Source organism: Bacillales bacterium, from assembly GCA_035700025.1.
Classification (GTDB): Bacteria; Bacillota; Bacilli; order Bacillales; family DASSOY01; genus DASSOY01.
Genome location: DASSOY010000090.1, coordinates 1 through 25,045 on the forward strand (window position 1 = coordinate 1; position 25,045 = coordinate 25,045).

The 25,045-nt window shown below is 50.2% G+C and carries 23 protein-coding genes; 15 read left to right on the forward strand and 8 right to left on the reverse strand.

Annotated features, from left to right (window positions below):
- The 8 genes from VFK44_14960 to VFK44_14995 all read left to right on the forward strand — a co-directional run.
- A partial coding sequence (locus VFK44_14960; GenBank protein ID HET7629671.1) for an SbcC/MukB-like Walker B domain-containing protein occupies positions 1 to 2,553 on the forward strand: 2,553 nt, incomplete at its 5' end.
- A gap of 147 nt (positions 2,554 to 2,700) precedes the next feature.
- A complete protein-coding gene (locus VFK44_14965; protein ID HET7629672.1) occupies positions 2,701 to 4,806 on the forward strand; it encodes an FTR1 family protein in 2,106 nt (701 codons plus the stop codon).
- Between the two features lie 155 nt (positions 4,807 to 4,961).
- Entirely contained in the window at positions 4,962 to 6,116 is a 1,155-nt protein-coding gene (locus VFK44_14970; GenBank protein HET7629673.1) for an efflux RND transporter periplasmic adaptor subunit, read from the forward strand.
- Positions 6,117 to 6,120: 4 nt separating this feature from the next.
- Positions 6,121 to 6,837 (forward strand): hypothetical protein, encoded by a 717-nt coding sequence (locus VFK44_14975; GenBank protein HET7629674.1) that lies wholly within the window; start codon positions 6,121 to 6,123, stop codon positions 6,835 to 6,837.
- A gap of 24 nt (positions 6,838 to 6,861) precedes the next feature.
- Positions 6,862 to 7,635 carry a TatD family hydrolase gene (locus VFK44_14980; GenBank protein ID HET7629675.1) on the forward strand — a complete coding sequence of 258 codons (774 nt, stop codon included), beginning with the start codon at positions 6,862 to 6,864 and terminating at the stop codon, positions 7,633 to 7,635.
- A 76-nt stretch (positions 7,636 to 7,711) separates the two neighbouring features.
- Positions 7,712 to 8,623, forward strand: coding sequence for a fumarylacetoacetate hydrolase family protein (locus VFK44_14985; GenBank protein HET7629676.1), 912 nt, complete (start codon positions 7,712 to 7,714; stop codon positions 8,621 to 8,623).
- A gap of 112 nt (positions 8,624 to 8,735) precedes the next feature.
- Positions 8,736 to 10,157 carry an NAD-dependent succinate-semialdehyde dehydrogenase gene (locus VFK44_14990; protein ID HET7629677.1) on the forward strand — a complete coding sequence of 474 codons (1,422 nt, stop codon included), beginning with the start codon at positions 8,736 to 8,738 and terminating at the stop codon, positions 10,155 to 10,157.
- 67 nt (positions 10,158 to 10,224) lie between these two features.
- The gene (locus VFK44_14995; GenBank protein ID HET7629678.1) at positions 10,225 to 10,401 is read left to right on the forward strand and encodes a hypothetical protein; all 177 of its coding nucleotides are present in this window, start codon (positions 10,225 to 10,227) and stop codon (positions 10,399 to 10,401) included.
- A 96-nt stretch (positions 10,402 to 10,497) separates the two neighbouring features.
- On the opposite strand, the gene VFK44_15000 is transcribed toward VFK44_14995, so the two are convergent.
- Positions 10,498 to 11,700 carry an ornithine--oxo-acid transaminase gene (locus tag VFK44_15000; protein ID HET7629679.1) on the reverse strand — a complete coding sequence of 401 codons (1,203 nt, stop codon included), beginning with the start codon at positions 11,698 to 11,700 and terminating at the stop codon, positions 10,498 to 10,500.
- Positions 11,701 to 11,882: 182 nt separating this feature from the next.
- Here VFK44_15000 and VFK44_15005 point away from each other — a divergent pair, with 182 nt between their 5' ends.
- From VFK44_15005 to VFK44_15020, 4 genes are all read left to right on the forward strand, one after another.
- The gene (locus VFK44_15005) at positions 11,883 to 12,230 is read left to right on the forward strand and encodes a DUF1516 family protein (GenBank protein ID HET7629680.1); all 348 of its coding nucleotides are present in this window, start codon (positions 11,883 to 11,885) and stop codon (positions 12,228 to 12,230) included.
- Between the two features lie 137 nt (positions 12,231 to 12,367).
- Positions 12,368 to 14,332, forward strand: a complete 1,965-nt coding sequence (locus VFK44_15010; protein HET7629681.1) for an EAL domain-containing protein — start codon at positions 12,368 to 12,370, stop codon at positions 14,330 to 14,332.
- A 303-nt stretch (positions 14,333 to 14,635) separates the two neighbouring features.
- Complete coding sequence (asnB, locus tag VFK44_15015) at positions 14,636 to 16,486, forward strand: asparagine synthase (glutamine-hydrolyzing) (protein HET7629682.1); 1,851 nt, start codon at positions 14,636 to 14,638, stop codon at positions 16,484 to 16,486.
- Positions 16,487 to 16,777: 291 nt separating this feature from the next.
- Positions 16,778 to 17,680, forward strand: coding sequence for a cation diffusion facilitator family transporter (locus tag VFK44_15020; protein ID HET7629683.1), 903 nt, complete (start codon positions 16,778 to 16,780; stop codon positions 17,678 to 17,680).
- 44 nt (positions 17,681 to 17,724) lie between these two features.
- On the opposite strand, the gene ligD is transcribed toward VFK44_15020, so the two are convergent.
- Positions 17,725 to 18,645, reverse strand: a complete 921-nt coding sequence (gene ligD / locus VFK44_15025) for a non-homologous end-joining DNA ligase (protein ID HET7629684.1) — start codon at positions 18,643 to 18,645, stop codon at positions 17,725 to 17,727.
- A gap of 59 nt (positions 18,646 to 18,704) precedes the next feature.
- Positions 18,705 to 19,538 (reverse strand): Ku protein, encoded by an 834-nt coding sequence (locus VFK44_15030; GenBank protein ID HET7629685.1) that lies wholly within the window; start codon positions 19,536 to 19,538, stop codon positions 18,705 to 18,707.
- Between the two features lie 100 nt (positions 19,539 to 19,638).
- Here VFK44_15030 and VFK44_15035 point away from each other — a divergent pair, with 100 nt between their 5' ends.
- Positions 19,639 to 20,760, forward strand: a complete 1,122-nt coding sequence (locus tag VFK44_15035; GenBank protein ID HET7629686.1) for a histidine kinase N-terminal domain-containing protein — start codon at positions 19,639 to 19,641, stop codon at positions 20,758 to 20,760.
- 22 nt (positions 20,761 to 20,782) lie between these two features.
- Here VFK44_15035 and VFK44_15040 read toward each other — a convergent pair whose 3' ends face one another.
- Positions 20,783 to 21,634, reverse strand: coding sequence for a DegV family protein (locus tag VFK44_15040; protein HET7629687.1), 852 nt, complete (start codon positions 21,632 to 21,634; stop codon positions 20,783 to 20,785).
- 147 nt (positions 21,635 to 21,781) lie between these two features.
- Between VFK44_15040 and VFK44_15045 the strand changes: the two genes are divergently transcribed.
- The gene (locus VFK44_15045) at positions 21,782 to 22,633 is read left to right on the forward strand and encodes a YitT family protein (protein ID HET7629688.1); all 852 of its coding nucleotides are present in this window, start codon (positions 21,782 to 21,784) and stop codon (positions 22,631 to 22,633) included.
- Between the two features lie 107 nt (positions 22,634 to 22,740).
- Here VFK44_15045 and VFK44_15050 read toward each other — a convergent pair whose 3' ends face one another.
- Together VFK44_15050 and VFK44_15055 are read right to left on the reverse strand one after the other, a co-directional pair.
- Positions 22,741 to 23,004, reverse strand: coding sequence for a NifU N-terminal domain-containing protein (locus VFK44_15050; GenBank protein ID HET7629689.1), 264 nt, complete (start codon positions 23,002 to 23,004; stop codon positions 22,741 to 22,743).
- Between the two features lie 37 nt (positions 23,005 to 23,041).
- Positions 23,042 to 23,509: a GNAT family N-acetyltransferase gene (locus VFK44_15055; protein ID HET7629690.1), complete on the reverse strand. Its 468-nt coding sequence runs from the start codon at positions 23,507 to 23,509 to the stop codon at positions 23,042 to 23,044.
- Positions 23,510 to 23,590: 81 nt separating this feature from the next.
- Here VFK44_15055 and VFK44_15060 point away from each other — a divergent pair, with 81 nt between their 5' ends.
- The gene (locus VFK44_15060; protein ID HET7629691.1) at positions 23,591 to 24,250 is read left to right on the forward strand and encodes a diphthine--ammonia ligase; all 660 of its coding nucleotides are present in this window, start codon (positions 23,591 to 23,593) and stop codon (positions 24,248 to 24,250) included.
- A gap of 45 nt (positions 24,251 to 24,295) precedes the next feature.
- On the opposite strand, the gene VFK44_15065 is transcribed toward VFK44_15060, so the two are convergent.
- Positions 24,296 to 24,871, reverse strand: a complete 576-nt coding sequence (locus VFK44_15065) for a spore coat protein (GenBank protein HET7629692.1) — start codon at positions 24,869 to 24,871, stop codon at positions 24,296 to 24,298.
- A gap of 38 nt (positions 24,872 to 24,909) precedes the next feature.
- Positions 24,910 to 25,041, reverse strand: coding sequence for a hypothetical protein (locus VFK44_15070; protein HET7629693.1), 132 nt, complete (start codon positions 25,039 to 25,041; stop codon positions 24,910 to 24,912).
- Between the last annotated feature and the right edge of the window lie 4 nt (positions 25,042 to 25,045).

Sequence of the window (25,045 nt, forward strand, 5' to 3'; positions counted from 1 at the left end):
ACGGCGCGGCTGGAACGCCGGCTGCGCGAAGCGCGGGAGGCGGACAAGCTTGCGCCGTATTTGGCGGAAGCGGAGCGCGCGGCGGAGCGGCTGAACGCGTGCGAAGCGCGCGTGGGCGAAGCGGAGCGGGCGTTAGCGGAAGCGAAAGCGCGGTTTGCGCGCGCGGAGGAAGCGCATGCGCGGGCGAAGACGGCGCGGGCGGAGCACGAGCCGCGGCTGTTCGGACGCAAAGAGCAGCTGAAGCAGGCGCTGCGCCAAGAGGAAGAGATTGGCGGGGTGGAAAAGGAGCTCGCTCGTGAGCGCGAGAAGGCGAGCGAAGCGGAAAGTGTGTGGCAAAAGCAAACGAAAGCGATTGAGGCTGAGGAACGTGAATTGGCGCGCTGGCTCGAGGCGCAAAAGGTTTTGAAGCGTGAGTTTGAGGCGATTCGGATGCCGTATGAAGAGAAGACGCGCATTCGGAAAGCCGCGGAAGCGGCGCGGGCGGTTGCTTCGCAGCGTGAAGCGGTGAAGGAAGCGGAAAAAGAGCGGGACGAGAAGCGTCAAGCGGTTGAAACGCTTCAAAAGGAAGCCGAAAAACTCGCGCAGGAGCATGAGAAGCGGCTGGAACAGTTTCGCCAAGCGTATGAGTATGTGCTTGAACGCTATAACGAAGTGTGCGAGATTGATAAACTTCGCGAGCTGGCGATGGCCGTGCTGCGGAAACAGGAAGCCGAAGCGCTTGAGGCATGGGATCAGCAACGTGAGCGGCAGCTGGCCGGGGAGCTGGCGCAGCATTTGCATGACGGTGAACCGTGCCCGGTTTGCGGGGCGACGGAGCATCCGGCATTGGCGGCAGAATCGGAAATGGAAATGGATCGCAGCGAGCTTGAAAGAATTCGCAAGCAGATCGAGACCGGACGGTCGATGGATGTTGGCTCGTTGAAAGTAAGAATTGAACAAATCGCAGGCAGAATTGCCGAATGGCTGGACGACAAGCAATACGAAACGTTGACGGCTGCGACCGCTGAGGTTGCTCAAAACGAGGAATATCTTGAGATTTCCGAGCTTAATAAGCAGTTGCAGCGTTTAAAGGAAACGTTCGGGCATTGGGAAAAAAGCCGGTCGACTGAACTCAGAAACATGACCGCATTGAAGGAGAGCGTGACGCAAAAGCAATCGATGCTCGATTCGAAAAAGCAAGAATGGCAAACGGCTGATAAAAAAATGCAAGACTTGCAATCACGGATGAAAACTCAGGAATCTCATTGGCAAGAGACTTACTCGGAATGGTCATTGGAGACGATTGCTGAGAAAGAACAACAGATGTCGGAAAACGAAAAACGAGAGTCGTCTCTGCAGCAAAGAATTGAAAAAAGCGTGCCGCAAATCGAGGCGAAATCGCAGACGATCGAAAAGGTAAAAACCGATCGTCATCAAACAGAACTTGAAAAAACGAAAGCTGACCATCGGGTGGCTGAGCTCGAGCGCACGCTGAAAACGTCGCGAGCGCAGCTGAAGGAAATCGTCGGCGACAAGACGGCAAGCGAGCTTCTGAAAGACGTCGAGAAAACGCTGAGGCAGCTTGCCGAAGACGAGAGAACGCATGAAGAACAGCGGAAATCGGCCGAAAACGGCTATGTTGAGGCGCAAAAACAGGCGTCTTCGGCAAAAGATGCGTTAATCGACGCTAAAAAGCAGGCGCATGATACCGAGCAGCAATGGATGAAGTATTTAAGTGAAAGTGCTTTCGCAACTTCAGAGGACGTAAAAGAGGCGAAAGCCGAAGCGGCCGTGCAAACGGAATGGGAACGAAGCATCGAGCAATTTTATGATGAGAAAAAAAGGCTCGAACACGAGGCGCGCCAGTATGAAGAAAAGCTCGCAGGGCGTGAAATGGATGAAGCGCAGTGGCAGGCGGCGCGCGAAGCGTTTGAAAAAGCGAAAGCGGAACAAGGGGAGGCGCGTGAAGCGCGCGGCAATGCGAAGCAGAAGCTCGATGATTTGCAAGCGAAGCACGAGACGTTTGCACGTCTCGATGCGGAACGCAAAGAAACGGAAGCGATGCTTGAAAAATTAAATCAGCTGCGCACGGTATTCCGCGGCAACGGATTCGTAGAATTCGTTGCGGAAGAGCAGCTGATGAATGTGAGCCGCGAGGCTTCGGAAAGGCTTGGAGCCTTAACGCGGCAGCGGTATGGCATCGAAGTCGATTCGTCCGGCGGCTTCATCATGCGGGACGACGCCAACGGCGGCGTGCGCCGGCCGGTGACGACATTGTCCGGCGGCGAGACGTTTTTGACATCGCTTGCGCTTGCGCTTTCGTTGTCGGCGCAAATTCAGTTGCGCGGCCGGTACCCGCTTGAGTTTTTCTTTCTCGATGAAGGGTTCGGCACGCTTGATCAAGAACTGCTTGATACGGTTGTGACAGCGCTGGAAAAACTTCGGTTTGAACGTTTTTCTGTCGGAGTGATCAGTCATGTCCCCGAATTGAAAAGCCGTCTTCCGGTACAGTTGCTTGTTGAACCGCCGGAACCTTCGGGCGAAGGAAGCCGCACACATTTGAAGATTTTATGACAAGACCATCGCGCTTTACGCGGTTGGTCTATTTTTTTTTTTGGATTTCGTTTGACACTGTTTCTCCATTCGCCTATAATGAGAATCGTTATCAGTAATAATCATTCTCAATGAGAATGTTTGAATACGATGCAGGGGGAGAAAGCATTGCGACTTTTTTTGAAACTCGGGATTATCGGATTGTTTTTAATGGTTTACGTATCACCGGCTCATGCGGCTGATGCAGACGGGTTGGCAGAGCTTGCCGAGAAGGCGGAACATCATGCAGACGAGCATGAATTTCAAGCAGTGAAACAAGATCTCGAAGCTTTTCATGAGCAGTGGGAAGAGGTAGAGGCAGACATTAAGGAAGATTCGGCCGAAGCGTATGAAGCGATTGAATCGGCCTATGTGCAAGCGGTTGCTGCCGTGAACGTTGATCAGCCGGATGCCGAACAAGTGGAAGAAGCGGTTGCCGCATTGGAAGCGGCCGTTACGTCGTATACGAACGGCGGAAATGCAGCTGAGGGCGACCGTCCGGGAGCGGCGGTGTTGCTTGGTTTGACACATGAATTGGACGAAGTCGCTGAATACGCGGAGAGCGGCAAGTGGGACGAGGCCGTTGAGGAATACGAAGCGTTTCATGAAGGTTGGGAAACGGTCGAAGCCGACATACGCGCAGCGGATCACGAGGCTTACGAACAAATCGAGACGAAGATGAGTCTTTTGAAAGCGGGATTGTACGGTGATTCCCGTGACGGCGAACAAGTGGAAACGGCTGTGCATGAATTGAAAGAAGCGATCAACGCTTATGCGGACGAAGGAACGAAAGCACGTCCGGGAGCGCAAGCGCTGCTCAGCTTAACGCATGAGTTGGACGAAGTCGGCGAATATGCGGAAGCGGGAAATTGGGACGAAGCGCGAGCGGAATATGAAGCGTTTCATGAAGGCTGGGAAGGCGTCGAGGACGGCATTCGCGAGGCCGACCACGAAGCGTACGAAGAAATTGAGACGAACATGAGCTTGTTGGCTGCACAGTTGAACAGCGAAAATCCGAGTGCGGAAAAAGTCGAACAGGCCGCGGAAGCCTTAATTGCATCGATTGAAGAATATGCCGAAGGGGCGGAAACCGAATCCGCACCCGAAGGGGATCAATCCATTGCGACATTGGTCCAATTGTTAAATCGGGTTGAAACGGCCATTGAGAATAAAAATGCGGCCGAAGCCCGGGAGTACATGACGAAATTCATTCAAGTTTGGCCGACGATTGAAGGGCAAGTGCAAGCACGGTCCGCGGAAGCTTATACGGATACGGAGACGCGGATGACGAAAGCGCTCGGCCTGTTGGCGAGCGATCCGGCTCAGTTCGAGAAAGCGGAATCGGTTGTCTCGGCGATGAAAAGCCAGCTTGCTCCGCTTGCCGAGCAAACGAGCTATTCGTTTTGGGACGCCGCGATTATTTTATTGCGCGAAGGTCTTGAAATCATCTTGATTTTAGCGGCATTGCTCAGCTTTTTGAAGAAAACGAACAACGCCGACAAACGGAAATGGATTTGGGGAGGCGCTGGTGCCGGCGTGCTCGTCAGTGTCGGGCTCGCGTTCGGCTTAACGTCCATTTTGACTGCTGCCGTTGCCGGCAAAGAAAGAGAATTGCTTGAAGGGATTACCGGTTTGGCTGCGGTCGTCGTAATGTTTACCGTCGGCAGCTGGCTGCACAACAAATCGAACATCGTCTCGTGGAACAAGTTTATCAACGAAAAAGTCGGCACTGCTTTGGCGCGCGGAAGCTTATGGTCGCTTGCTTTCGTATCCTTCCTTACCGTCGTAAGAGAAGGGGCGGAAACGATTATCTTCTATCTCGGCATCGTTTCCGACATTTCGACGACACAATTGCTTACCGGCATGGCGACTGCGGTCTTAATCTTGTTCGTGTTCGGGTTCGCGATCATCAAGTTTAGTGTGAAATTGCCGATCGGCGGCCTGTTTCTCGGCATCACCGTTTTGATCTACTATTTGGCGCTCAAGTTTACCGGCGAAAGCATCCACGCGTTGCAAGTCGTCGATCAAGTTCCGGCTGATTCGATCGCCGGTTTCCCGACGATCGATTGGCTCGGCGTGTATCCGACATGGCAAACGTTGCTCGCTCAAATCGTCTTGCTGGTGTTGATCGCCGTTCAAACGATTTGGAGCGCGAAGCGGAAAAAAGCGATGCGCGAACAGGCGATGATGGAGTCGAAACGTCAAAGCCGCGAAGCGGTCCAAAGTCAATCATAATAAGGGAAAAGATCCTCGGTTGCCCTACCGGGGATTTTTTTATGGCTGAAAAAATTTCCGGAAAACCCATTCGAAAACGACACGGCTTGTGATATAGTAATGACAATCGAAGGGAATATTTAACTTTTTTGTCAGCAGAAAAAGGAGGGAGAATGTTGCGTCTCGAGCAGGATAAGGGAACGGTTTGGCCTCTTCTTGCCTGGTGGCTCGGCGTGGTATTGTTCGTCTCGACAACCGTGATGGCAAGTTGGTATCATGATCAGAACCGATCCGCCGTTTCTGCGGAATGGCTGGCCACGGCTAAAGTTGAGGGGCAAACAATGACAAAGACATTGATTGCCGAGGGTATCGTACGGCCGGAACGGTCGGCGAACTTTTATCTCGATCCATCAAAGAACAGTCGGCCGAAAGTGCTTGTGCGTCAAGGGGATACCGTCGAAGAAGGCGAAACGCTCCTTCGCTATGACGGCTCGGGATTGGAACGACAAATCCGCGCTTTGCAAACTGAACAAAAGAAAAAGAAGTTGCAAATCAATCACCGCAACGAGCGGATCGTTTGGCTTCGCGAACAGATGGCCAGCCTCGAGGCGAAACCGATGATTCGGACCTATGAGAATGAAATCGAGCAGCTCGCATTTGAAAACCGCTTAGATCGACTCGAGCTTGACGGTTTTTCGAATCAAATGGAAGCGCTGAAACAACAGCGCGATGCCCTTGAAGTGAAAAGCCCTTTTTCAGGAACGGTTATTCACGTGAACGAGCATCCTTCCTCAAAAGCTAAACCGCTATTAATCCTTGGATCCCATCAACGAATCGTCACGGGAGAATTGCCGGAGCAGCAAGCCGCGCTCGTAAAATTCGGGCAACCGGCAACCATTACGTCGGCAGCTGTCAAAGACGGCGACTGGCAAGGAAAGGTTGCCGAGGTCGCTCGTTTTCCGGCAAAGGTGCGTGAACAGACGAAATCCGGACAGTCGTCCTATCCGTTCAAGGTGCGTTTTAGTCAACCGGTTTCAAGGCTTCATCAAGGGTATCACGTGAAGGTAGAAATCACGCTCGCGAACCACGAAAATGTTCCGGTGGTGCCAAAGCAAGCGCTCATACATAAGAAGCAACATACGTACGTTTATCGCATCGATCATGGGAGGCTCGAGCTCCGCCGTGTAGTTTCCGGCATGGAGAAAGGCGAAATGACTGAGATTCGTAAAGGACTTTCCATCGGCGATACGATCGTTGTTGATCCTTTTCGCTCTTTGCGGGACGGAATGACTGTCACCGATTGGCAAACGGAAATGAAAAAGGAGGGATGACTACGTGCAGGAGAGAACGGCAGAAGTCCAAAAAGTTCAGGTGCTGCAGGCGATTTTTCTACCGCGAAAAGCGTTTTGCCGATTTACCGAGTGTGGTGAGATGGCGGGGGTTGTGCCGCGTCTTGTCGGATTGTCGTTATTAAGCGCAATGATTGCCGGCACATCGGCCTATGTGAGCCGTTTTTATTTCGATATGCCGGTGACGTCATTTCTGCCGCAACATTGGCCGTTTCGCGAACTTATTTTCGATGTGTTTACGGTGGCCGTAAGTGCGGCAGCGGGGTTGCTGCAGCCGTTCGCTGTTCTTGCAGTGATGGCGTTCATTTTTTTAATTTTTTTCAAAGAAATCGGTTATAAGCAGTTGTTCATCGTCGAATTATATTTACAGACGATCGCTTTGATCGGCGCTTTTATTGCCGGAATCATGGCCGCGTTGTTCCCGTTCGTTCGTGGTTATTATTTGAGCCTCGGGGCGGTGACACAACTCTTTACCGATTCGATTTTCATCAACGCCTTTTTCGGCGGGCTGTCGATTTTTACGATTTGGAAAGTGTACGTCCAATATTGGGCATATCGCGGCGCTTCTTCGTATTCGACCGCCTCGATTGTTTGGAAGCTTGTGTTGCTGAACGTGTTTTTTCTGTTGATTATCGGCGGTTGGACGATGGCCGCCGGCAAATGGATCGGTTATTTGGAACGACTGCCGCTTCTGCTTGATTAATCCGCTGAGAAATGTGGTGATTGTTTGATCGACGCGCATCTTCACTTGGATCAATATCCTCCGGAACAACTCGACCGTCTCGTCGAAACGTGGCGTCAATCCGGTGTCGAAGCCGTTGTTGCGGTCTCCTATGATCTTGCATCCTCTTACCGAACGCTTGAATTGAAACAACGTTATCCCGATTTTGTATATGCGGCGGTCGGCCATCATCCCGAGCAGCCGGTTCCAAATGAAGCAGATCGGAACGAGTTGTTCGCCCTCGTTTCTTGCGAGCGTGACTCCATCGCTGCCGTCGGGGAAATCGGCATCCCGCATTATTCCCTCGAAGCCGGTGAAGAAAAACGTTTAGGGGCCGCGCTCGATTTGTTGGAAGATTTTCTGAAGCTCGCGAAGCGAGCGGACCTGCCTGTTGCCTTGCACGCGGTACACGATAAAGTCGGGTTAGCGCTCGAAAGGTTGGAAAAGGCTAAGGTGAACCAGGCGCATTTCCATTGGTTGAAAGCGGATCCGAAGCATCTGAAAACGATTTGCGACAGTGGATATTTCCTATCGCTCACACCTGAAGTATGCTACCGGAAAAGAGACCAGAAACTCGCCGTCTCGGTTCCAGAACATTTGCTGCTTGTCGAAACCGATGGTCCGTGGCCGTTTCAAGGGTCGTTTGAAGGGAAGATGACGACGCCGCTGTTTTTGAAGGACGCGCTCGAATTCATGGCCGCGTTACGGGGATGTGCGATGCATGAAATGAGAGAAACAACGGTTCGGAATACGAAAAAGTTATATGGGGAATTTAAATGAGGGGGAAGGCGATCGCGTCTTCTTCTTTTTTTGCAGCCATTGTGAGAGAATAGAGAAAAAAAAGGAGTTGAACGCGATGAAGTTTGTCACCTTTTCCGCGGGGGAAACGGAAACGTTGAGACCGGGTGTCCTCGACGAAGACGGCCGTATTCTCGACGTACAGCAAGCGGAACGGCAAATGATCGGTGACGTGACCGTTCCCGGCGAACTATTGATGTGGATGGAAGGCGGGGAAACGGTGCTCGACAACGTGCGTAATGTTGTCGAATGGGCGAGGGATCATCAGGATCAGTCTTTTTTTTATGAGCGAAAAGCCGTTCGGTTGGCGGCACCGATTCCGAGACCGCGCAAAAACGTTTTTTGTGTCGGAAAAAACTACGCCGACCACGCGAAAGAGTTAAACAAAGACGAAGAGCTGCCGCAGCATCCGATCGTGTTTTCGAAGCCGCCGACAACCGTTTCCAATCCAAACAGTCCGGTGCCGCTTCACAATCAGGTGACGGATTTTCTTGATTACGAAGGGGAATTGGCGGTTGTCATCGGAAAGACCGGACGTGGAATCGCGAAAGAAAACGCGTACGACCATATTTTCGGTTATACGATTATTAATGATCTTAGTGCGCGCGACATCCAGCAGCGGCATAAACAATACTTACTCGGCAAAAGTCTTGACGGCAGTTGTCCGTTGGGCCCGTGGATTGTATGTAAAGAGGAAGTCGGGGATCCGCACGATCTTCACATCGAAACGAAGGTAAACGGAGAAGTGAGGCAATCCGCCGATACGCGTTTGATGATTTTTGACATTCCGACATTGCTTTCCGTAATTTCTGCCGGAATGACACTTGAAGCGGGTGACATCATCGCCACCGGAACGCCTGCCGGCGTCGGCAAAGGGTTGAATCCGCCGAAACCGCTTCAAGACGGGGACGTTGTCGAGGTTACTGTCAGTGGAATTGGGACGTTGACAAATACGGTTTCTCGTACATAAAACGGGAGTTGGCAGTTGCGGCGGAATCCGTTGCCATTTGAGGGTTTATCGACGTGTCCGTTACGGGAACAAAAAGAATAGAATGATGAAGGAGGGCTTGGCTTTGGAACGTATGGATTTGCTTAATTATATTCGCGGAGATTGGGTAGGCGCGGACGAAAACTACGACGTAGTCAATCCCGCAAACGGCGAAGTGATCGGTTCTGTTCCGAAAGGAACGGAACGAGACGTCGCCGAGGCGATCGACGCAGCGTATGAAGCGTTGCCGTCGTGGCGAGAACTTACGGCCGAGGAGAGGGCCGGCTATTTGGAAGCGTTGTTCGATTTAATGATCGAAAACGAGGATGAATTGGCGACGATCATGACGCTCGAGAACGGCAAACCGATGAAGGAATCGCGCGCGGAAGTGCAGTATGCGGCCTCGTTCATCAAGTGGTTCGCTGAAGAAGCGCGCCGCATCTACGGCAAAACGATTCCGGGGAAAGCGAAGAACCAGCGGATTCAAGTCATTCGCCAACCGGTCGGCGTGGTTGCCGCGATTACTCCGTGGAATTTTCCGGCGGCGATGATCACGAGAAAAATGGCGCCGGCGCTTGCCGCGGGTTGCACTTTTCTTGTCAAACCCCCGTTGGAAACCCCGTTGACGGCATTGAAACTGATGGAATATTGCGAGCGGGCGGGCTTTCCGGCAGGTGTCGTCAATACGATCGTGACGCCGGACGAAGCGTTTAGTGAAACGATCAAAAACAGTGAGAAAGTCCGCAAATTGACGTTTACCGGTTCGACAGAAGTCGGCAGCCTGCTAATGAAACAAAGCGCCGAGCATATAAAAAACGTCTCGTTCGAGCTCGGCGGACAGGCGCCGTTCATCGTACTCAACGACGCCGACCTTGACAAGACAGTTGCGGCCGCGATGGCTTCGAAGTTCCGCAATGCTGGACAAACGTGTATCGCGTCCAATCGTTTTTACGTCGAAGCCGGCGTGTACGACAAATTTGTCGAACAACTCACGGAACAAGTGAAAAAGCTGAAAGTCGGAAACGGCCTGGACGAAGGTATCGACATCGGGCCGCTCATTAATAAGGAAGGTTTCGAGAAAGTGCAGAAACACGTGAACGACGCGGTTGACAAAGGTGCGGAAGTTGTATGCGGCGGGAAAGGAGAAGAAAAGAACGGCGGGTATTTCTTCGCGCCGACGGTTTTGAAGAACGTTAGCGATGACATGCTTTGCATGAATGAAGAAACGTTCGGTCCGGTTATCCCGGTGCAAAAAGTGGAAACCGCCGAAGAGGCCGTTGGACTTGCGAACGCAACCCGTTTCGGACTCGCCGGCTATTTCTTCACGGAAAGTGTTACGCGCGGAACGAAAATCGCCGAAGCGCTCGACTACGGCATCATCGGGTGGAATCACGGTGCGCCTTCAGCAGCCCAGGCGCCGTTCGGCGGCATGAAAGAAAGCGGGATCGGGCGCGAAGGCGGGCATGAAGGCATCGAAGCTTATCTCGAAACGAAATACATTTCGCTTGGCTTATAATTTTACATGAAACGACACAAAGTGATGAATACTAGTAGTATCCATCACTTTGTGAGGTGAGATCGAATTGGCACGCGACGAACAAATTTGCCCGGCTTGCGACGGATCTGGATTGCAGGCGGACGATGAAGAATGGCAATATCCGTGCTCTGTGTGCGGCGGGGACGGCATCCGTAATCTCAACGAGCGTCCCGAACCAGACGAGCCGTTTTCCGTCGACGAAATGAACCGTACGTTGGAATAAAAAGAGCGGATTACCCCATTTCGTTTCAATGGTGTTCCTGTCCGCTTCTATAAAAAAGGTCCCAAAAGCCGAGCTTTTGGGACCTTTTTTTGAGATTTAAGAAACGGAGATGGACAACACTTGCTCGATTTTTTCGATCGCCCAGTCGAGGTCGTCTTTCTCGATCACGAGCGGGGGAGCGAAACGGATGACGTTCTCGTGCGTCTCTTTACAAAGCAGGCCGAGTTCCTTTAATTGTTGGCAATACGAACGGGCCGGTTCATGAAGTTCGACGCCGATAAACAATCCGCGTCCGCGAATTTCTTTAATGGCCGGATTTTCAATCTCCCGCAGTTTTTGCAACAAATAGTCGCCGAGTTCGCGCGATCGTTCAGCCAAGTTTTCTTCTTCAATGACTTGCAAGGACGCCACCGCTACCGCGCAGGCGAGCGGATTGCCCCCGAACGTTGAACCGTGTGAACCCGGATCGAATACGCCGAGCACGTCTTCATTCGCGGCAACGCATGAGACCGGCATGACGCCGCCTCCGAGCGCTTTGCCGAGAATGTATACGTCGGGAACGACAGCTTCCCAGTCGCAGGCGAAATTTTTGCCGGTACGGCCGAGTCCCGCCTGAATTTCATCGGCGATGTAAAGGACGTTTTCTTGTTTGCATACTTCGTACGTTTCGCGTAAATAGCCTTCGGGCGGGATGATGATTCCCGCTTCGCCTTGGATCGGCTCGAACAAAAACGCCGCCGTATTCGGCGTAATCGCCGCTTTCAACGCTTCAACGTCGCCGTAAGGAATCACTTTGATTCCCGGCAGCAGCGGACCGAATCCGCGTTTGTTTTCCGGATCCGAAGAAAGTGAAACGGCGGCCAATGTCCGCCCGTGGAAATTGCCGACGCAAGCGATTATTTCCGCTTTGTTTTCCGGAATTCCTTTTTTCTCGTATCCCCAACGTCTTGCCGCTTTCAATGCCGTTTCCACGGCTTCCGCCCCGGTGTTCATCGGAAGCACCATGTTTTTCCCCGTAAGGTCGGCTACTTTTTTATAAAAAGGTCCCAATTGATCGTTTCGGAACGCTCTTGAAGTTAACGTCAGGCGGTCGGCCTGCTCTTTCAAAGCGCCGATGATTTTCGGGTGGCGGTGTCCCTGGTTCACGGCGGAATATGCGCTGAGCATGTCCATATATTTACGGCCTTCCGGGTCTTCCACCCATACGCCTTCCGCTTTAGAGACGACGACGTCAAGAGGATTGTAATTGCGAGCGCCGTAAGTATCGTCTAGTTGAATCAAATCTTCCGTTTTCGTCATTCAATCACCCCACTGATCAGTAATATCCCCTGACGCCATTATAACAATACGCAGCGTGAATGGGTACCTTCTTTCAAACAACTTTCTGGCGGCCGGCGTCGATTTTTCGAAAAAACATTGGCGTCTTTTGTCGACCATGGTATTATGGAGATTGGTACATCAATTTTTTGGGAGGTTTCTGCATGCAACTGCAAGTTCATATTTATTCATGGACGATCACATTGCTTTTATTCGTCGTTGTTTTCATTCTTGCGAAATCGGGCAAAGCACCGAAACCGCAGAAGATCATCCATATGATCTTGCGCGTCTTTTTCGTCCTTACACTTCTCACAGGCATCGGCCTCGTCGTATCGTACAATTTTGCAAGTGCGACGTTGATCAAAGGGGCGCTCGGCATCTTATTGATCGTGCTGATGGAATTGATTACAGGCAAAGCCCGCGACCGCGAACGGACCGGCTGGCTTTCGGCAGCGTTTATCGTCGACCTCGTTCTCGTGTTTTATTTCGGTTACGGCGTCATCGGCGGTTAACGGATCTTACGACTGTCACGAAGGCAGTCTCACATTCATTGACTGAAAAAAAATAACTTTCCGTATGTTCATGCGGGGCCAAAATCAACGCGCTAACGGTCGCTGTATTCAATGCGTAACTTAAAGGGGTGTCAATCTTGCAAACATACTTGTATACCTATGAGGATCCGGATTCCCTGCGAATATTTTTTCAAAACAATGCTCTGGAAGGCGCATGTCATTTGCTTGTAAAAGTTTACGTTGTGCAAACGGAGCAACCGTCCTTCGAAGATGTATCCGCTCTCATCAAAAGCATCGTCCCTCATGCACGGATTTATCTCGGGACCGAGGGAGATCACGAACGCCGCCAATATGGAAAAAAGCCGATGTTGTTCATCACGGCTTTCGAAGAGACGTCGGTTCAAGATCTAACATTAGAACTGTCGACGCTTCAATTGCACTTGCAGGAATCGGAACAACGTTACCGGTCATTGTTCGAGCACCATCCGAATTTGATCTATTCGATGGATCGGCAAGGCGTCATTCAGAGCGTCAATCCCGCCCTCATTAAAGAAACCGGATATTTGCCAAAAGAAATTCGCAACACCCCCGCCGTCAATTACGTAGCCGACGATCAAAAAGAGAGCGTGATCCAACGGTTCCGGAAAACATTGAAAGGAGAGTCGCAGCACTTTTCGATTTATTTTAAAAATAAATTCGGCAGTTACGAGCTGTTTGAAGTGACGAACGTTCCAATTTTCGTCAATGGGGCGGTCGTCGGGGTGTACGGCATCGCGCAAAACATGACGAAGCAAAAAGAAGCACAGGACAAAATCATTCGCCTCGCTTATCACGATTCACTTACGGGTTTGCCGAACCGAACGTTGCTGCAAAAAACGTTGGAGAGCGAGATGAAGCTGGCGGACGGCACAAACTCGAAACTAGCGGTATTGTTCGTCGATTTCGACCGCTTTAAGTTGATCAATGACAGCGTCGGTCATCACGATGGTGACGAAGTGTTAAAACGGGCGGTTAAACGAATGAAAACCGCCATCGGACGCGAACATATCCTTTCCCGCTTTAATGGGGATGAGTTTGTCGTGTTGCTTCGTAAAGTCGAGGATACCAAGCAAATTACCGATACCCTGCGGACGTTGACGGATGCGTTCGAACGACCGGTCGAATACGGGCAGCGAGAGTTTTATTTGTCAATCAGCATCGGTGTGAGCCTTTATCCGGACGACACGAAAGACGCGAAAGATCTGTTGAAACATGCGGATACCGCTTTGGCGCACGCGAAACAGAAAGGGCAAGCATGCGTCAGCTTTTACAAAGAAGAAATGCAGCATTATTTCACCAACCGGCTGCAATTGGAGAACGATTTGCGAAAAGCTTTGGAAAAAAACGAGTTCACCTTGTTCTATCAACCGTTGATGTGTGTGACGAAGGAGAAAATCACCGGATGCGAAGCATTGATTCGCTGGAATCATCCGACATTCGGACAAGTACCTCCGAACGTGTTCATTCCGCTGGCCGAAGAAACGGGACTCATCGACGAAATTGGCAGCTGGGTAATGGAAACGGCATGTAAGCAAACAAAAAAGTGGCACGATGACGGTTATAACGATTTCGCCGTGAGCGTGAACGTTTCCGCCCGACAGTTCGAACGGTCAGGATTTCCGGCAGATGTTCAAGCGGTGTTGGCGAAGACGGGACTTCCCGCGCATTGTTTACACTTAGAACTGACGGAAAGTACGACCTTGCGCGATATTCGCTCTAGCGTCCAGCACTTGCAAGCGTTGAAAAAACTCGGCGTGAAAGTGTCAATCGACGATTTCGGAACCGGCTATGCTTCGCTCAGTTATTTGAAAGAGTTTTCCGTTGATATTTTAAAAATTGACCAGTCGTTCGTCCGCAGCCTGAACGACAAGACGCAGGATCGAGCGATCGTGAAAGCGATCTTGACGATGTGCGAAGGCTTGTCCGTGACGGCAGTAGCCGAAGGGGTCGAGACGGAAGATCAATTGAATGTATTGAAACAATTCGGGTGTCGCTGCGTACAAGGCTACTTCTACAGCCGGCCGCTGCCGGTCAAGAAATTCGAAAGCTTTTTGACCGCCTGAAGGAACCGATAAATAACCGCCTCCGTGCGGTTTTTTTTGTAACGAAAAGACGTTGTCGAACGTCCATTTCTATGTTTCGAAAGGGAGCGAGGTTGTTTTTTACGCTGGAGGTTCGTCATTTTGAACAAATCGTTCATCGTTTTCGGCATGACTAAGTCCCGCACACCCGTTGCCTTTGAATAAATCCCTTGTGGATGATCCGGTTTATGATGTCCGTGCGCACATTTTTCAGTCTGGTTGAATACGTTTAGTAATGGGCGATCGGCTCGATTTTTTGTCACGCGGTAAGGAAGGGTGTAGCGAATGTGCGGCATAACTGGATGGATACAATGGCGAAGAGATTTGCGCAATGAAGAAGCAACGGTGAAACAAATGGCAAAAACATTGGAACATCGCGGGCCGGATGATCTGAATTCGTGGACGGCTCCCCATGCGGCGTTAGGGCATACGCGGCTCATTGTCGTCGATCCTGAAGGCGGCAGCCAGCCGATGGTGCAAACGTACGGAGGACGGGTGTTTACGATCGTGTACAATGGAGAATTGTACAATACGGAAGATTTGCGGAGCGAACTGCTGGCAATCGGTTACCGGTTTCGCGGTCATTCCGATACGGAAGTATTATTGTCCGCTTTTATTGAGTGGGGGCCGGATTGTCTGAATCGCTTGAACGGCATCTTTGCTTTTGCTGTATGGAATGAACAAAAAGAAGAGTTGTTTATGGCACGTGACCGGCTCGGGGTAAAACCACTGTTTTACAGTCATCACGAAGGGCGGCTGTTGTTTGGTTCGGAACAAAAAGCAATTTTGGCCCACCCTGAAATGAAAGCGCGTGTGGATCGGGAAGGATTGGCTGAAGTGTTCGGACTCGGTCCGTCACGCACACCAGGACACGGCGTATACATGGACATGGATGAACTTCGTCCGGCGCATGCGCTGTTGTTTACTCGTGACGGCTTGAAAACGTGGCGGTATTGGGATGTGAAGAGCGCCGATCATCGCGATGGGAAAGAGGATACCGTCGAACGGGTTCGGAATTTGTTTCAAGATGCGGTTGAGCGTCAGCTCGTCGCCGATGTTCCGATCGCAACGTTTCTTTCTGGAGGCGTCGATTCGAGCGCCATTACGGCCATTGCCGCCGGAGCTCTGAAACAAAAAGGCGAAGGCCCCTTAACTACTTATTCGATTGATTACGACGAGAACGAGCAATTTTTCAAAAGTGATCAATTTCAACCGAATGCCGATGGTCCTTGGATCAACAAAGTTCGTGATTTTCTCGGAACCGATCACCACCGGCTTGTGATCGATAACAAGGTTCTCGCCGACTACTTAAAAAAGGCCGTTCACGCCCGAGATATGCCGGGGTATGCTGATATCGACGCTTCAATGCTCTGGTTTTGCGAAGGGATCAAAAAAGGCGCAACGGTCGCATTATCGGGTGAATGTGCTGATGAAATATTAGGTGGATATCCATGGTTTCACAGTCCGGAAACGTCGGCGGCGGAAGGGTTTCCATGGATGCGCTCGACCGAAGCGCGACACGCGCTGCTGAATGAAGAATGGCAAAAGAAACTCAATTTGCGTGACTATGTACTTGACCGCTTCCAACAGACGATCAATGAAACTCCGGAGCTCGAGGGAGAGTCAACGGTCGATGCAAAACGGCGGCAGCTGTTTTATTTAAATATGCATTGGTTCATGACCGCTTTGCTCGATCGGAAAGACCGCATGAGCATGTCAGCAAGTCTTGAGGTGCGCGTGCCGTTTGCCGACCATCGCTTCGTTGAATATTTGTGGAATGTCCCTTGGGACACGAAGATGCTTGATGATCGCGAAAAAGGATTATTTCGCCGGGCGATGAAAGGGGTTCTTCCTGATGATGTATTGTACCGGAAAAAGAGCCCCTATCCGAAGACGTTCCACCCGGACTATACGAAGGCGGTCGTCGGATGGTTGTCGGAAATCATCTCCGATCCGAACGCACCGATTTTACAGCTGATCAATTACGAACGTCTGGATGAGATCGTGAAGAGTGAAGGGGCATCCTTCGATGTGCCATGGTACGGCCAGCTTATGAAAGGACCGCAGTTGATTGCCCATCTCGCCCAAATAAATACATGGCTGGAAGACTATAAAATTGAAATCGTTGACCGATAGAAGAAGCCTCGTCAGAAGGCTTCTTTTGTTTTGGCGTGCAAAATATCGGAAGGCGTATCGAGGAAGGAACGCTGCATCCTCATACTGGAGGGGGAATGCCGTTTCCGTTGTGCTGGTCAGGCGAATTTGTATTTGTCGGGAGAGTATGTTAAAGTGAAAAAGCCTTTCGAAAAGAGGATGGTTCGAAATGATGATCAACGGTTCTTACAACATAAAACTCTGCAATCCGCCAATTGAACTGGCGGATTGTTTTTTTGCCCTCGGGAAACTTTGTAATTTGGAGGCAAACCTTTGAACGATTATTTGCACGAACGCGGAAAAATCGGAAAGCAAGTGGCGTGGATCGCGCTCATCAGCAACATTATTCTTGCCGTCGGTAAGATTTTGATCGGGATTTATGCCGACAGCGAGTCGGTCTTTGCCGACGGCATCCACTCCGGAGCCGATGTTGTCGCTTCCGTAGCCGTTCTGGCGGTCGTCGGGATTTCCAACAAGCCGCCTGATCAAGATCATCCGTTCGGACACGGAAAAGCGGAAGTCATCAGCGAAGGCATTGTCGGGCTGATCTTATTTTTCGTATCGGTTTACATTGTCGGAGAGGCGTTTCTCGCTTTCAGCGGTGAACCTGCGGTTCCCGAACTGGCGGCTTTCATCGCTGCGCTCATTTCTTTCGCTTCCAAACAGGCGCTGTATCGCTATTCATTGCGCCGCGGGAAGAAATACAACAGCAAAGCCGTCTTGGCGATCGCTTACGATCATAAAGCCGACATCGTTGCATCGTTGGCGGCATCCGCAGGCGTATTATTATCGATGATCGGCGCGAAATACGACATCGAATTTCTTCTATTCGGTGATGCCGCAGCGAGTTTGATCGTGGCCGTACTCATTTTCAAAATCGCCGCCGAGCTCATTCAGTCTTCCGTAAACGTGTTGATGGAGAAAACCGTCGAAACCGAAAAGCTCGATAAATATTTAAAAATCATTAACGGGTTTCCAGAAGTGAAAAGAATCGACCAAATTCGCGCTCGTGATCATGGTCATTACATCTTGCTCGATTTGCGTGTTTCCATCGACCACGATTTGTCAATTAAGCAAGGGCACGACATCGGCCGCGAAATCAAACACGACATTCAGCAACAATATCCTGAAGTGGAAGAAGTATTCATCCACGTGAATCCGTATTTTGAAGAGTAAAAAGACCTCTCCAGCGATCGCGGCGCTTTGAGAGGTTTTCATCGTTACAGCGATTGTTCGGACAACCAGTCGAGAACCGGTTGGAATGGCTGTTCGCGCTTTGCACGTTGAAACGAAGCAAAGGGACATCCGTGCAGCCGCAGCCGTTCCGGAATTTGATCGATCGAAAACGACTCTGGACGCAAACTGCGCGTGACTTCCTGCCATTCCAGCGGCGTAGCGACGAGCGCTTCGCGATTTCCGCGAACCGAATAAGGGGCGACGATCGTTTTTCCCTCGGCATGCTGCAAATAATCGACGTACAGCTTGTTGCCGCGGTTTTTTTTCAAACGCTCGGTCGTGAACCAGCTAGGTTCCTTTTCCGTTAAGTAGTCGGCTGCAAAGCGGGTGAATCGGCGCGTGTCCTCATAACTGAAGGTGTCGTCAGGAAGCGGTACATACACTTGCAGTCCTTTGTTTCCCGAGGTTTTCACGAACGAGGACAAGTTTAACCGGTCGAGAATGTCTTTCAACAACAATGCCGCTTCGACGGCAAGGTGAAAGGCGTCTCTCGACGGAGGATCGAGATCGAAAACGATTTCAGCCGGATTTGGCGAATGAATTGTTTGAAAGGGAACGTGTAGTTCAAACGCGAGTTGATTGCCGAGCCAGAGCAAAGAGGCGAGGTTAGAACAAACGATATAGCGGACACCTTTGGATTCATGCGTGCGAATAAAATCCGGTGCATACTCGGGACAGTTTTTTTGATAAAAGCTTTCTCCTTTCACACCGTGCGGGTAACGAATCACTGTCAATTCGCGTTCTTGCAGAAAAGGCAGCAAATGCGGCGAAAGTTCAAGCAAATACTGCAAATAATCGACTTTATGCACGTTTTTCTCCGGCCATAAAAGCTTGTCCGGATGCGTAATTTTTAAGGAACGGCCTTCGACGACAAGTTCCTGCTTACCGAATGTTCGTTGGCTCACGTCAACTCCTCCGATGTTTTCAAATGTCGAATTATGGGAAAAACGAACTAGTCTCTGCTTCAACCGGACGCTTTCTTTTTCGTCTTTTTCTTTGCCTCGGTTTTACCTGTTGCTTGTTTCTTCGGTTTCGACTCGTCAAGGCTTGCTTGCAAAGCTTCCATCAAGTCGACAACATTTTCCCGCCGTGTTGCAGGTGCTGCCGTCTTCACGTCGTTGCCGGCGATTTTTTGTTCAATGACTTCCGACAACGAGCGGCGGAATTCGTCTTCGTATTTTTCCGGTTGAAAATCGGTCGTCAGTTGGTCGATTAATTGGATCGCGGTATCGAGCTCTTTGTTGTTCAGTTCGGCGGATTCTTGGATGCCCGGCACATGCTCGATGTTTCGCACTTCATCCGGGTAAAAGATCGTCTCAAGCAGCAGCCCGTTTTCATAGACCCTGACGATGGCGAGATGTTGCTTCGAATGCATCGTCACCTTGGCAATGCCGATTTTACCGGATTGTTTCATCGCTTGTTTCAACAGATTGTAGGCCTTCGCGCCGTTTTCGCTCGGACCGATAAAGTACGAACGGTTAAAGTAGATCGGGTCGATTTCTTCCAGTTTGACGAAGTCGAGAATTTCCACTGATTTGTTTCGGGTTTGGCGAAGTTCGTCGATTTCGTTTTTTTCCAGCGGAACAAATCGATTCGGTTCGTATTCGTAACCGCGTACAATTTCTTCATTTTCAACTTCTCGTTTGCATTGCGGACAAACCCGTTCATATTTAATCGGCGTATGACATTCTTTATGCAAATAGCGAAGTTTAATATCTTTGTCTTCGGTTGCGGCAAACAATTTAATTGGGATGTGCACGAGTCCGAATCCGATCGAGCCTTTCCACATCGTGTGCATAAGGACAATCCTTTCGTAACGTTTTCTTTTTAATATGTCCCAACGACCGAAACCGATACATTTCATGCCGAAATTTTACGCGAAACTATAAGGAGGACTTATGAAGCCGGAAGAACTTGACCGATTCATTGCTTATTTGGAGACACATTTCGAGGAAATTATTCAACAATGGTTATCTGAAATCGAGATGAACGAGGAAGATCCTTTTTTTCTTCAAGTGGTCGGCAGCGGGAAGAAAACGATGCGCATGATCGTTGCCTATTTGCGCCGTCCGAATCATCAATATTTTGAACGCGTGACACGGAAAATCGTCCGGGAACGGATCGAAGCGAACAGCGATCTGCACGAAATCGTCAGCTCGATCAATTTCGGTCGGAAAATCGTATCTGAACGTATTTGCGAGGCGCCTTTACCGGATAAGGCAAAGACGGAAGTGCTGCTTGATATTTCGTGTTTCTTCGATATTTTTTTATACCATTCCGTAATCGCTTTCAAAGAACAGAAAGAGAAAATCATTCATGAAAAAAACCGATTCATTCAGCAAATGCACGCCGACCGGTTGACGATTCTCGGACAAATCGCCGCCAGCTTCGCGCACGAGTTCAGGAATCCGCTCACGGCGATCAAAGGGTTCATGACCTTATTGAAGAAACGGCATCAGGAAGACGAGAAATCGATGCGGTTTTTGAAAGTGATGGAAAGAGAAATGGAATGTTTGCAGGACAAGGTTACGGGGTTCCTTTATTTGTCGAAACGGGAAGGGTTGGACGACCGTAAAGAATCGGTCGATTTGAAACAATTGCTCGACGACGCTCTCGAGCTGTTGTCTCCGCGATTATTGGATGCGGGAATCTCAGTGGAAAGAGCGATGCCCGAAGAGGAAGTTTCGATTCAAGGGACGGCTGAACAAATTAAGCAAGTGTTTTTGAACATCTTGAACAACGCAGTCGAGGAATTGTGCGAAACCGAGGGGCGGAAACAGATAGAAATTAATTTGTTTGCCAACGATCTGAGGGCAACGGTTTGTTTCGCGAACAACGGAAATAAAATCGAGCCGCATTTGCTTGACGATATATTCGAGCCTTTCATCAGCACGAAAGAACTCGGAACCGGGCTCGGTTTAGCTGTATGCAAGCAAATTATCGAAAAACACGGAGGGAGAATTTTCGTTCAATCCAACGCCGACCGCACGAGCTTTTGCGTCCAGTTTCCAAGGCGGTAACTTGTGTTACCGCCTTACTTGCTTACTGTTCGTCGGCGAGAAATATAACCGCGAACGCTCCCGGCCCCGTATGGGAACCGAGAACAGCGCCGATCGGAAATTCCATCACCCGGGAAGCTCCTGTTTCTTCTTCGATTTGTTTCTTCAGCGTCGATGCCGCCTCCGGGTTTTCCGCATGACAGATGGCGATCGTGTCCCCTTCCGCGCCTTGTTCTTTCAGCAGGTCGACCATCCTGCGGTAGATTTTTTTGCTGCCGCGAATTTTTTCCTTCGGCACGAGCTTTCCGTCTTCGAGACCGATGAGCGGCTTAATGTGCAGCAGTCCGCCGAAAAACGCCGCCGCTTTCCCGATTCTGCCTCCGCGTTGCAAGTAAACAAGATCATCAACCGTGAACAAATAGGCAGTATGGGCAATGCGAAAAGCGATGCGATCAAGGATTTCCTGCTTTGCTTTCCCTAGCTTGGCCATTTCCGCCGCTTCGATGGCCATTAACGCTTGCCCTGCCGACGCTCCTTTCGAGTCGATCGCTTCCATGTCGAAATCCGGAAATTCCTCGGTCAGTTCATTTTTTACGGCAACCGCTGTTTGGAACGTACCAGACAATGCCGAAGAAAAGCCGATGTACAGCACGGAATCGTTTTGTTTCGCATACTTTTCAAATACCGTTTTCAAACGATCGTAAGGAACTTGCGCCGTCTTCGGCAATTTGCCGTCCTGCATCATTTTGTACAATTGTTCCGCCTTCAACGTTTCTCTATCGTAATATTCTTGGCCGTCGACGATCACCACAAACGGGATCACTTCGATTTCATGTTTTTCCGCCAATGAAGCCGGAAGGTCCGATGCGCTGTCGGTCACAATGCGCAAACTCATCATGTTCACCGCCTAAACAGGAATGTTGACTCAATTTTAGGGGTATTGCACATAAAAAGCAACGATTACTCGACATTCGTTGACTTTTTCGACGCCAAGGTGTTATAAACGTTCAAGATGCAAGTTTACGAGAAAGCAGGTGACGGAATGTACGGTGTCTACAATGAATCAAAAATTACGGCGATCGTCATCCTCGGCTCAATTTTTAACGCGGCTTCATTAAATATATTTTTAATTCCGGCGCATGTGTACGCCAGCGGGTTCACGGGGGCGGCACAGCTTTTATCGACTTTGTTAGAAAACACTCCTGTTCCGCTTTCGACCGGTCTGCTTTTATTGCTGCTCAACCTCCCTGTGACTTATTTAGGGTGGAAACGCGTCGGCAAACGTTTTACGTTCTACAGTTTTTTCAGCGTCGTGATGACGACGATTTGTCTCACGATCATCCCGGTGAACCCTTTATCGGACAATATTTTGCTGAATGCCGTTTTCGGAGGGGTCATTGGAGCTATCGGCGTCGGTCTCACGTTAAAATGGGGTGCATCCACTGGGGGCATGGATATCATCGCGCTTGTTCTCTCCCGGATGAAGGACCGCCCTGTCGGCTTGTATTTCTTTGCCTTGAACGGCTTGATCACGTTGTCTGCCGGCTTGTTATTCGGCGGGGAAGAGGCTTTGTTCACGCTTGTCAGCTTATATGCGTCGTCCCGTGTTATCGATGCGATCCATACCCGTCATCAAAAGTTAACCGCGATGATCATTACCGGCAAAGGCGAGGAGATTCAAAAGGCGATTCATGACAAGATGGTGCGCGGAATTACGCGGGTGCCGGCGAAAGGCGCCTTTCACGGTGAAGATAAAGAGATCTTGATTATTGTGATCACTCGATACGAATTGTTTCAACTCGAGCAAACGATCAAAGCCGTGGATCCGACCGCCTTTACGAACATTGTCCAAACGGCAGGCATATTCGGGTTTTTCCGTACTGACACGGTATAAGTGCGGCTGAAAATAGAGGGGAGATCGTATGTAAAATATTCATAAAAAAAGTTCCGATCTTCGATGTTCGAGGATCGGAACTTCGTCACCGGCGTAATGAAACCGTCTTATCCTTTTATATATGATGCAAACGCTTCTTCGATCTTCGGCATCAAAGCGTTCCAGTCCGCATCCATCGTTTTGTTCACCGTTAAAAAGTCTTGGAATCCGAACAAATTGTCGACACCTTCGATTGCAAGCAACTGTTTCAACAATTCATGATCGGGGTCGTCGCCTTTTTTGGCCATGACCCGCCCCTCGAACAGGGGGCCGTCGAGAGCCGTAAATTTCATCGCATTCGGGTTGGGGGTCGGTTCTGCTTTCATGTTCATTTTTCCACCATCTCCATTTCGTTTCATTATTTCGGATTTAAAAGCGAAATCCGTATCTTTTCGACACGACATCGTAAAATCCGAGAGAATTGTACAAATGTTTTGTGACGGAATTGCTCACACCCGTTTCCAATTCAATCGTTTTGATCTGTTCGTTTTCCGCCCAGTAAATAATGTGCAGCAGCAGCTTGCGTCCAATCCCTTGATTTCGGTAGTCATTGTGTACATACAACTCGTTCAACCATATGTATTTACCGCCGTCGCGAAGGCTGATGCCGATGTTGATAAGAGCGAGACCAAGCATTTCGCCGTCGTCTTCGGCAACAACAATCCGCGTATGGTTGACGTCCTCCAACGCCTGATCAATCCCGCTGCGGACGACTTCGTGAGCATCTTTTTCTCCATGCATAGAAATTTGCTGCAAAAATAAGTTTGCGACTTTCTCCCGCACCTCTCGGTCGGCTTCTTGAGTCAATTCGTAAATCTTCACTGCCGCATCCTCCATTGTGGTGATATCCTCTTATTGACTATAATGATAGCAGGAACGGACAGGATTTTGAAGAATGAAACAAACGGAGGGATCGGAATGGAAGATGTGTTGTTCTCTTGGAGCGGCGGAAAAGACAGTGCGCTTGCCCTCTGCGAAACGATACGTTCCGGCCGTTGGAACGTGAGAGGATTGTTGACGACAGCTGCCGAAAACGGACGCGTGCCAATGCACGAATGCCGAACGGAAGTTATTGAACGGCAAGCGAAGGCGGTCGGTGTTCCGCTCATTTCAGTCGTTTTGCCGGAAGCGGCCGCTAACGAAACGTATGAAAAACGAATCGAAGAAACATTGATCGTTCATAAAAATTCAGGCGTGAACACGGTCGTGCACGGCGACATCTTTCTTGAGGACGTGAAGGCGTTTCGCGAACAGCAATTGCAGAAAATCGGCTTTAGCGCGAAATTTCCGTTATGGGGGCGCGACAGCCGGCAGTTGGCGGAACAATTCGTTTCGGAACGATTTCGTGCAAAAATCGTTTGCGTAGACACCGATGTGCTTGACGCGTCATGGCTCGGGAGTGAATACGACCAGGGATTTCTCGATAGGTTACCGGATCACGTCGATCCATGCGGTGAAAACGGCGAATTTCATACGATTGTTTACGACGGACCGATTTTTCGGCATCCGGTCCGTTTCCAACTTTCGAATACGTTCACGAGTCATTCCGGCCGTTTTCACCATTTGGTTGTGGAGTAACAGGAGAAATAATGAAGCCGCCACATGTGTGGCGGCTTTCATCGTTTAGAACGTTGCGGCCGGCGTTGGAACATCGACGATCGGGAACATCGTACCGACTTGCTGAACCTCTTGTACGGGTGCCGGCGCGAACGGGTAGTATCCCTTTACGACCATATACTGCCAAATGTCGTAAGCGTGCCGGTTGCTGTTCAAGAAGGCGTTTTCGAGAAACGTGCGCAAGTAAGGATTGGCACATTCCGTCACCGCGATTGCGTAATCTTTTGCGGCGGACTTTTGGTTCAACAAATAGGCGGTGGCAATTTCCCTGTCGTTCAGTTGGCTCGCGTTCATGCGGACGTCAACAGGTACGAACTGTTGGGACGGGGGCTGGGCAAAATTTTGCAGTTTCGGATGCAGCTGCGTCGGAACGAACTTCGTAATGTCCGGTGTTTGCGGACTTTGCAGAAATTCGACTTTTAAATTGTAGTCTTCGACGTGTTTCGGATAATGTTGCACGAGCAATTGCCTTAGTTCCGGATCCTGCGCTTGTTGAATGAAGCGGCTCATCAATGTCACCGTGTTGTAACAGCTCATCGCCAATTCCGTTAAATCGCGAAATTCGTGGGATGCCAATTGCATGGGAATTCCTCCTTTGAATGGTCGATCGAGCGGCGGGCTTAAAACCCTCCGCCTTTGTTTTGGTCCTTTTGCTGCTTCCATTTGCGCTGTTTGTTCGCTTGTTTGTTCAACGCCTGTCGTTCCTTCATTTCGCCGTCCCTGTCCTGAGCCGGTTTTCTCGCCTTGTCCAAAAAT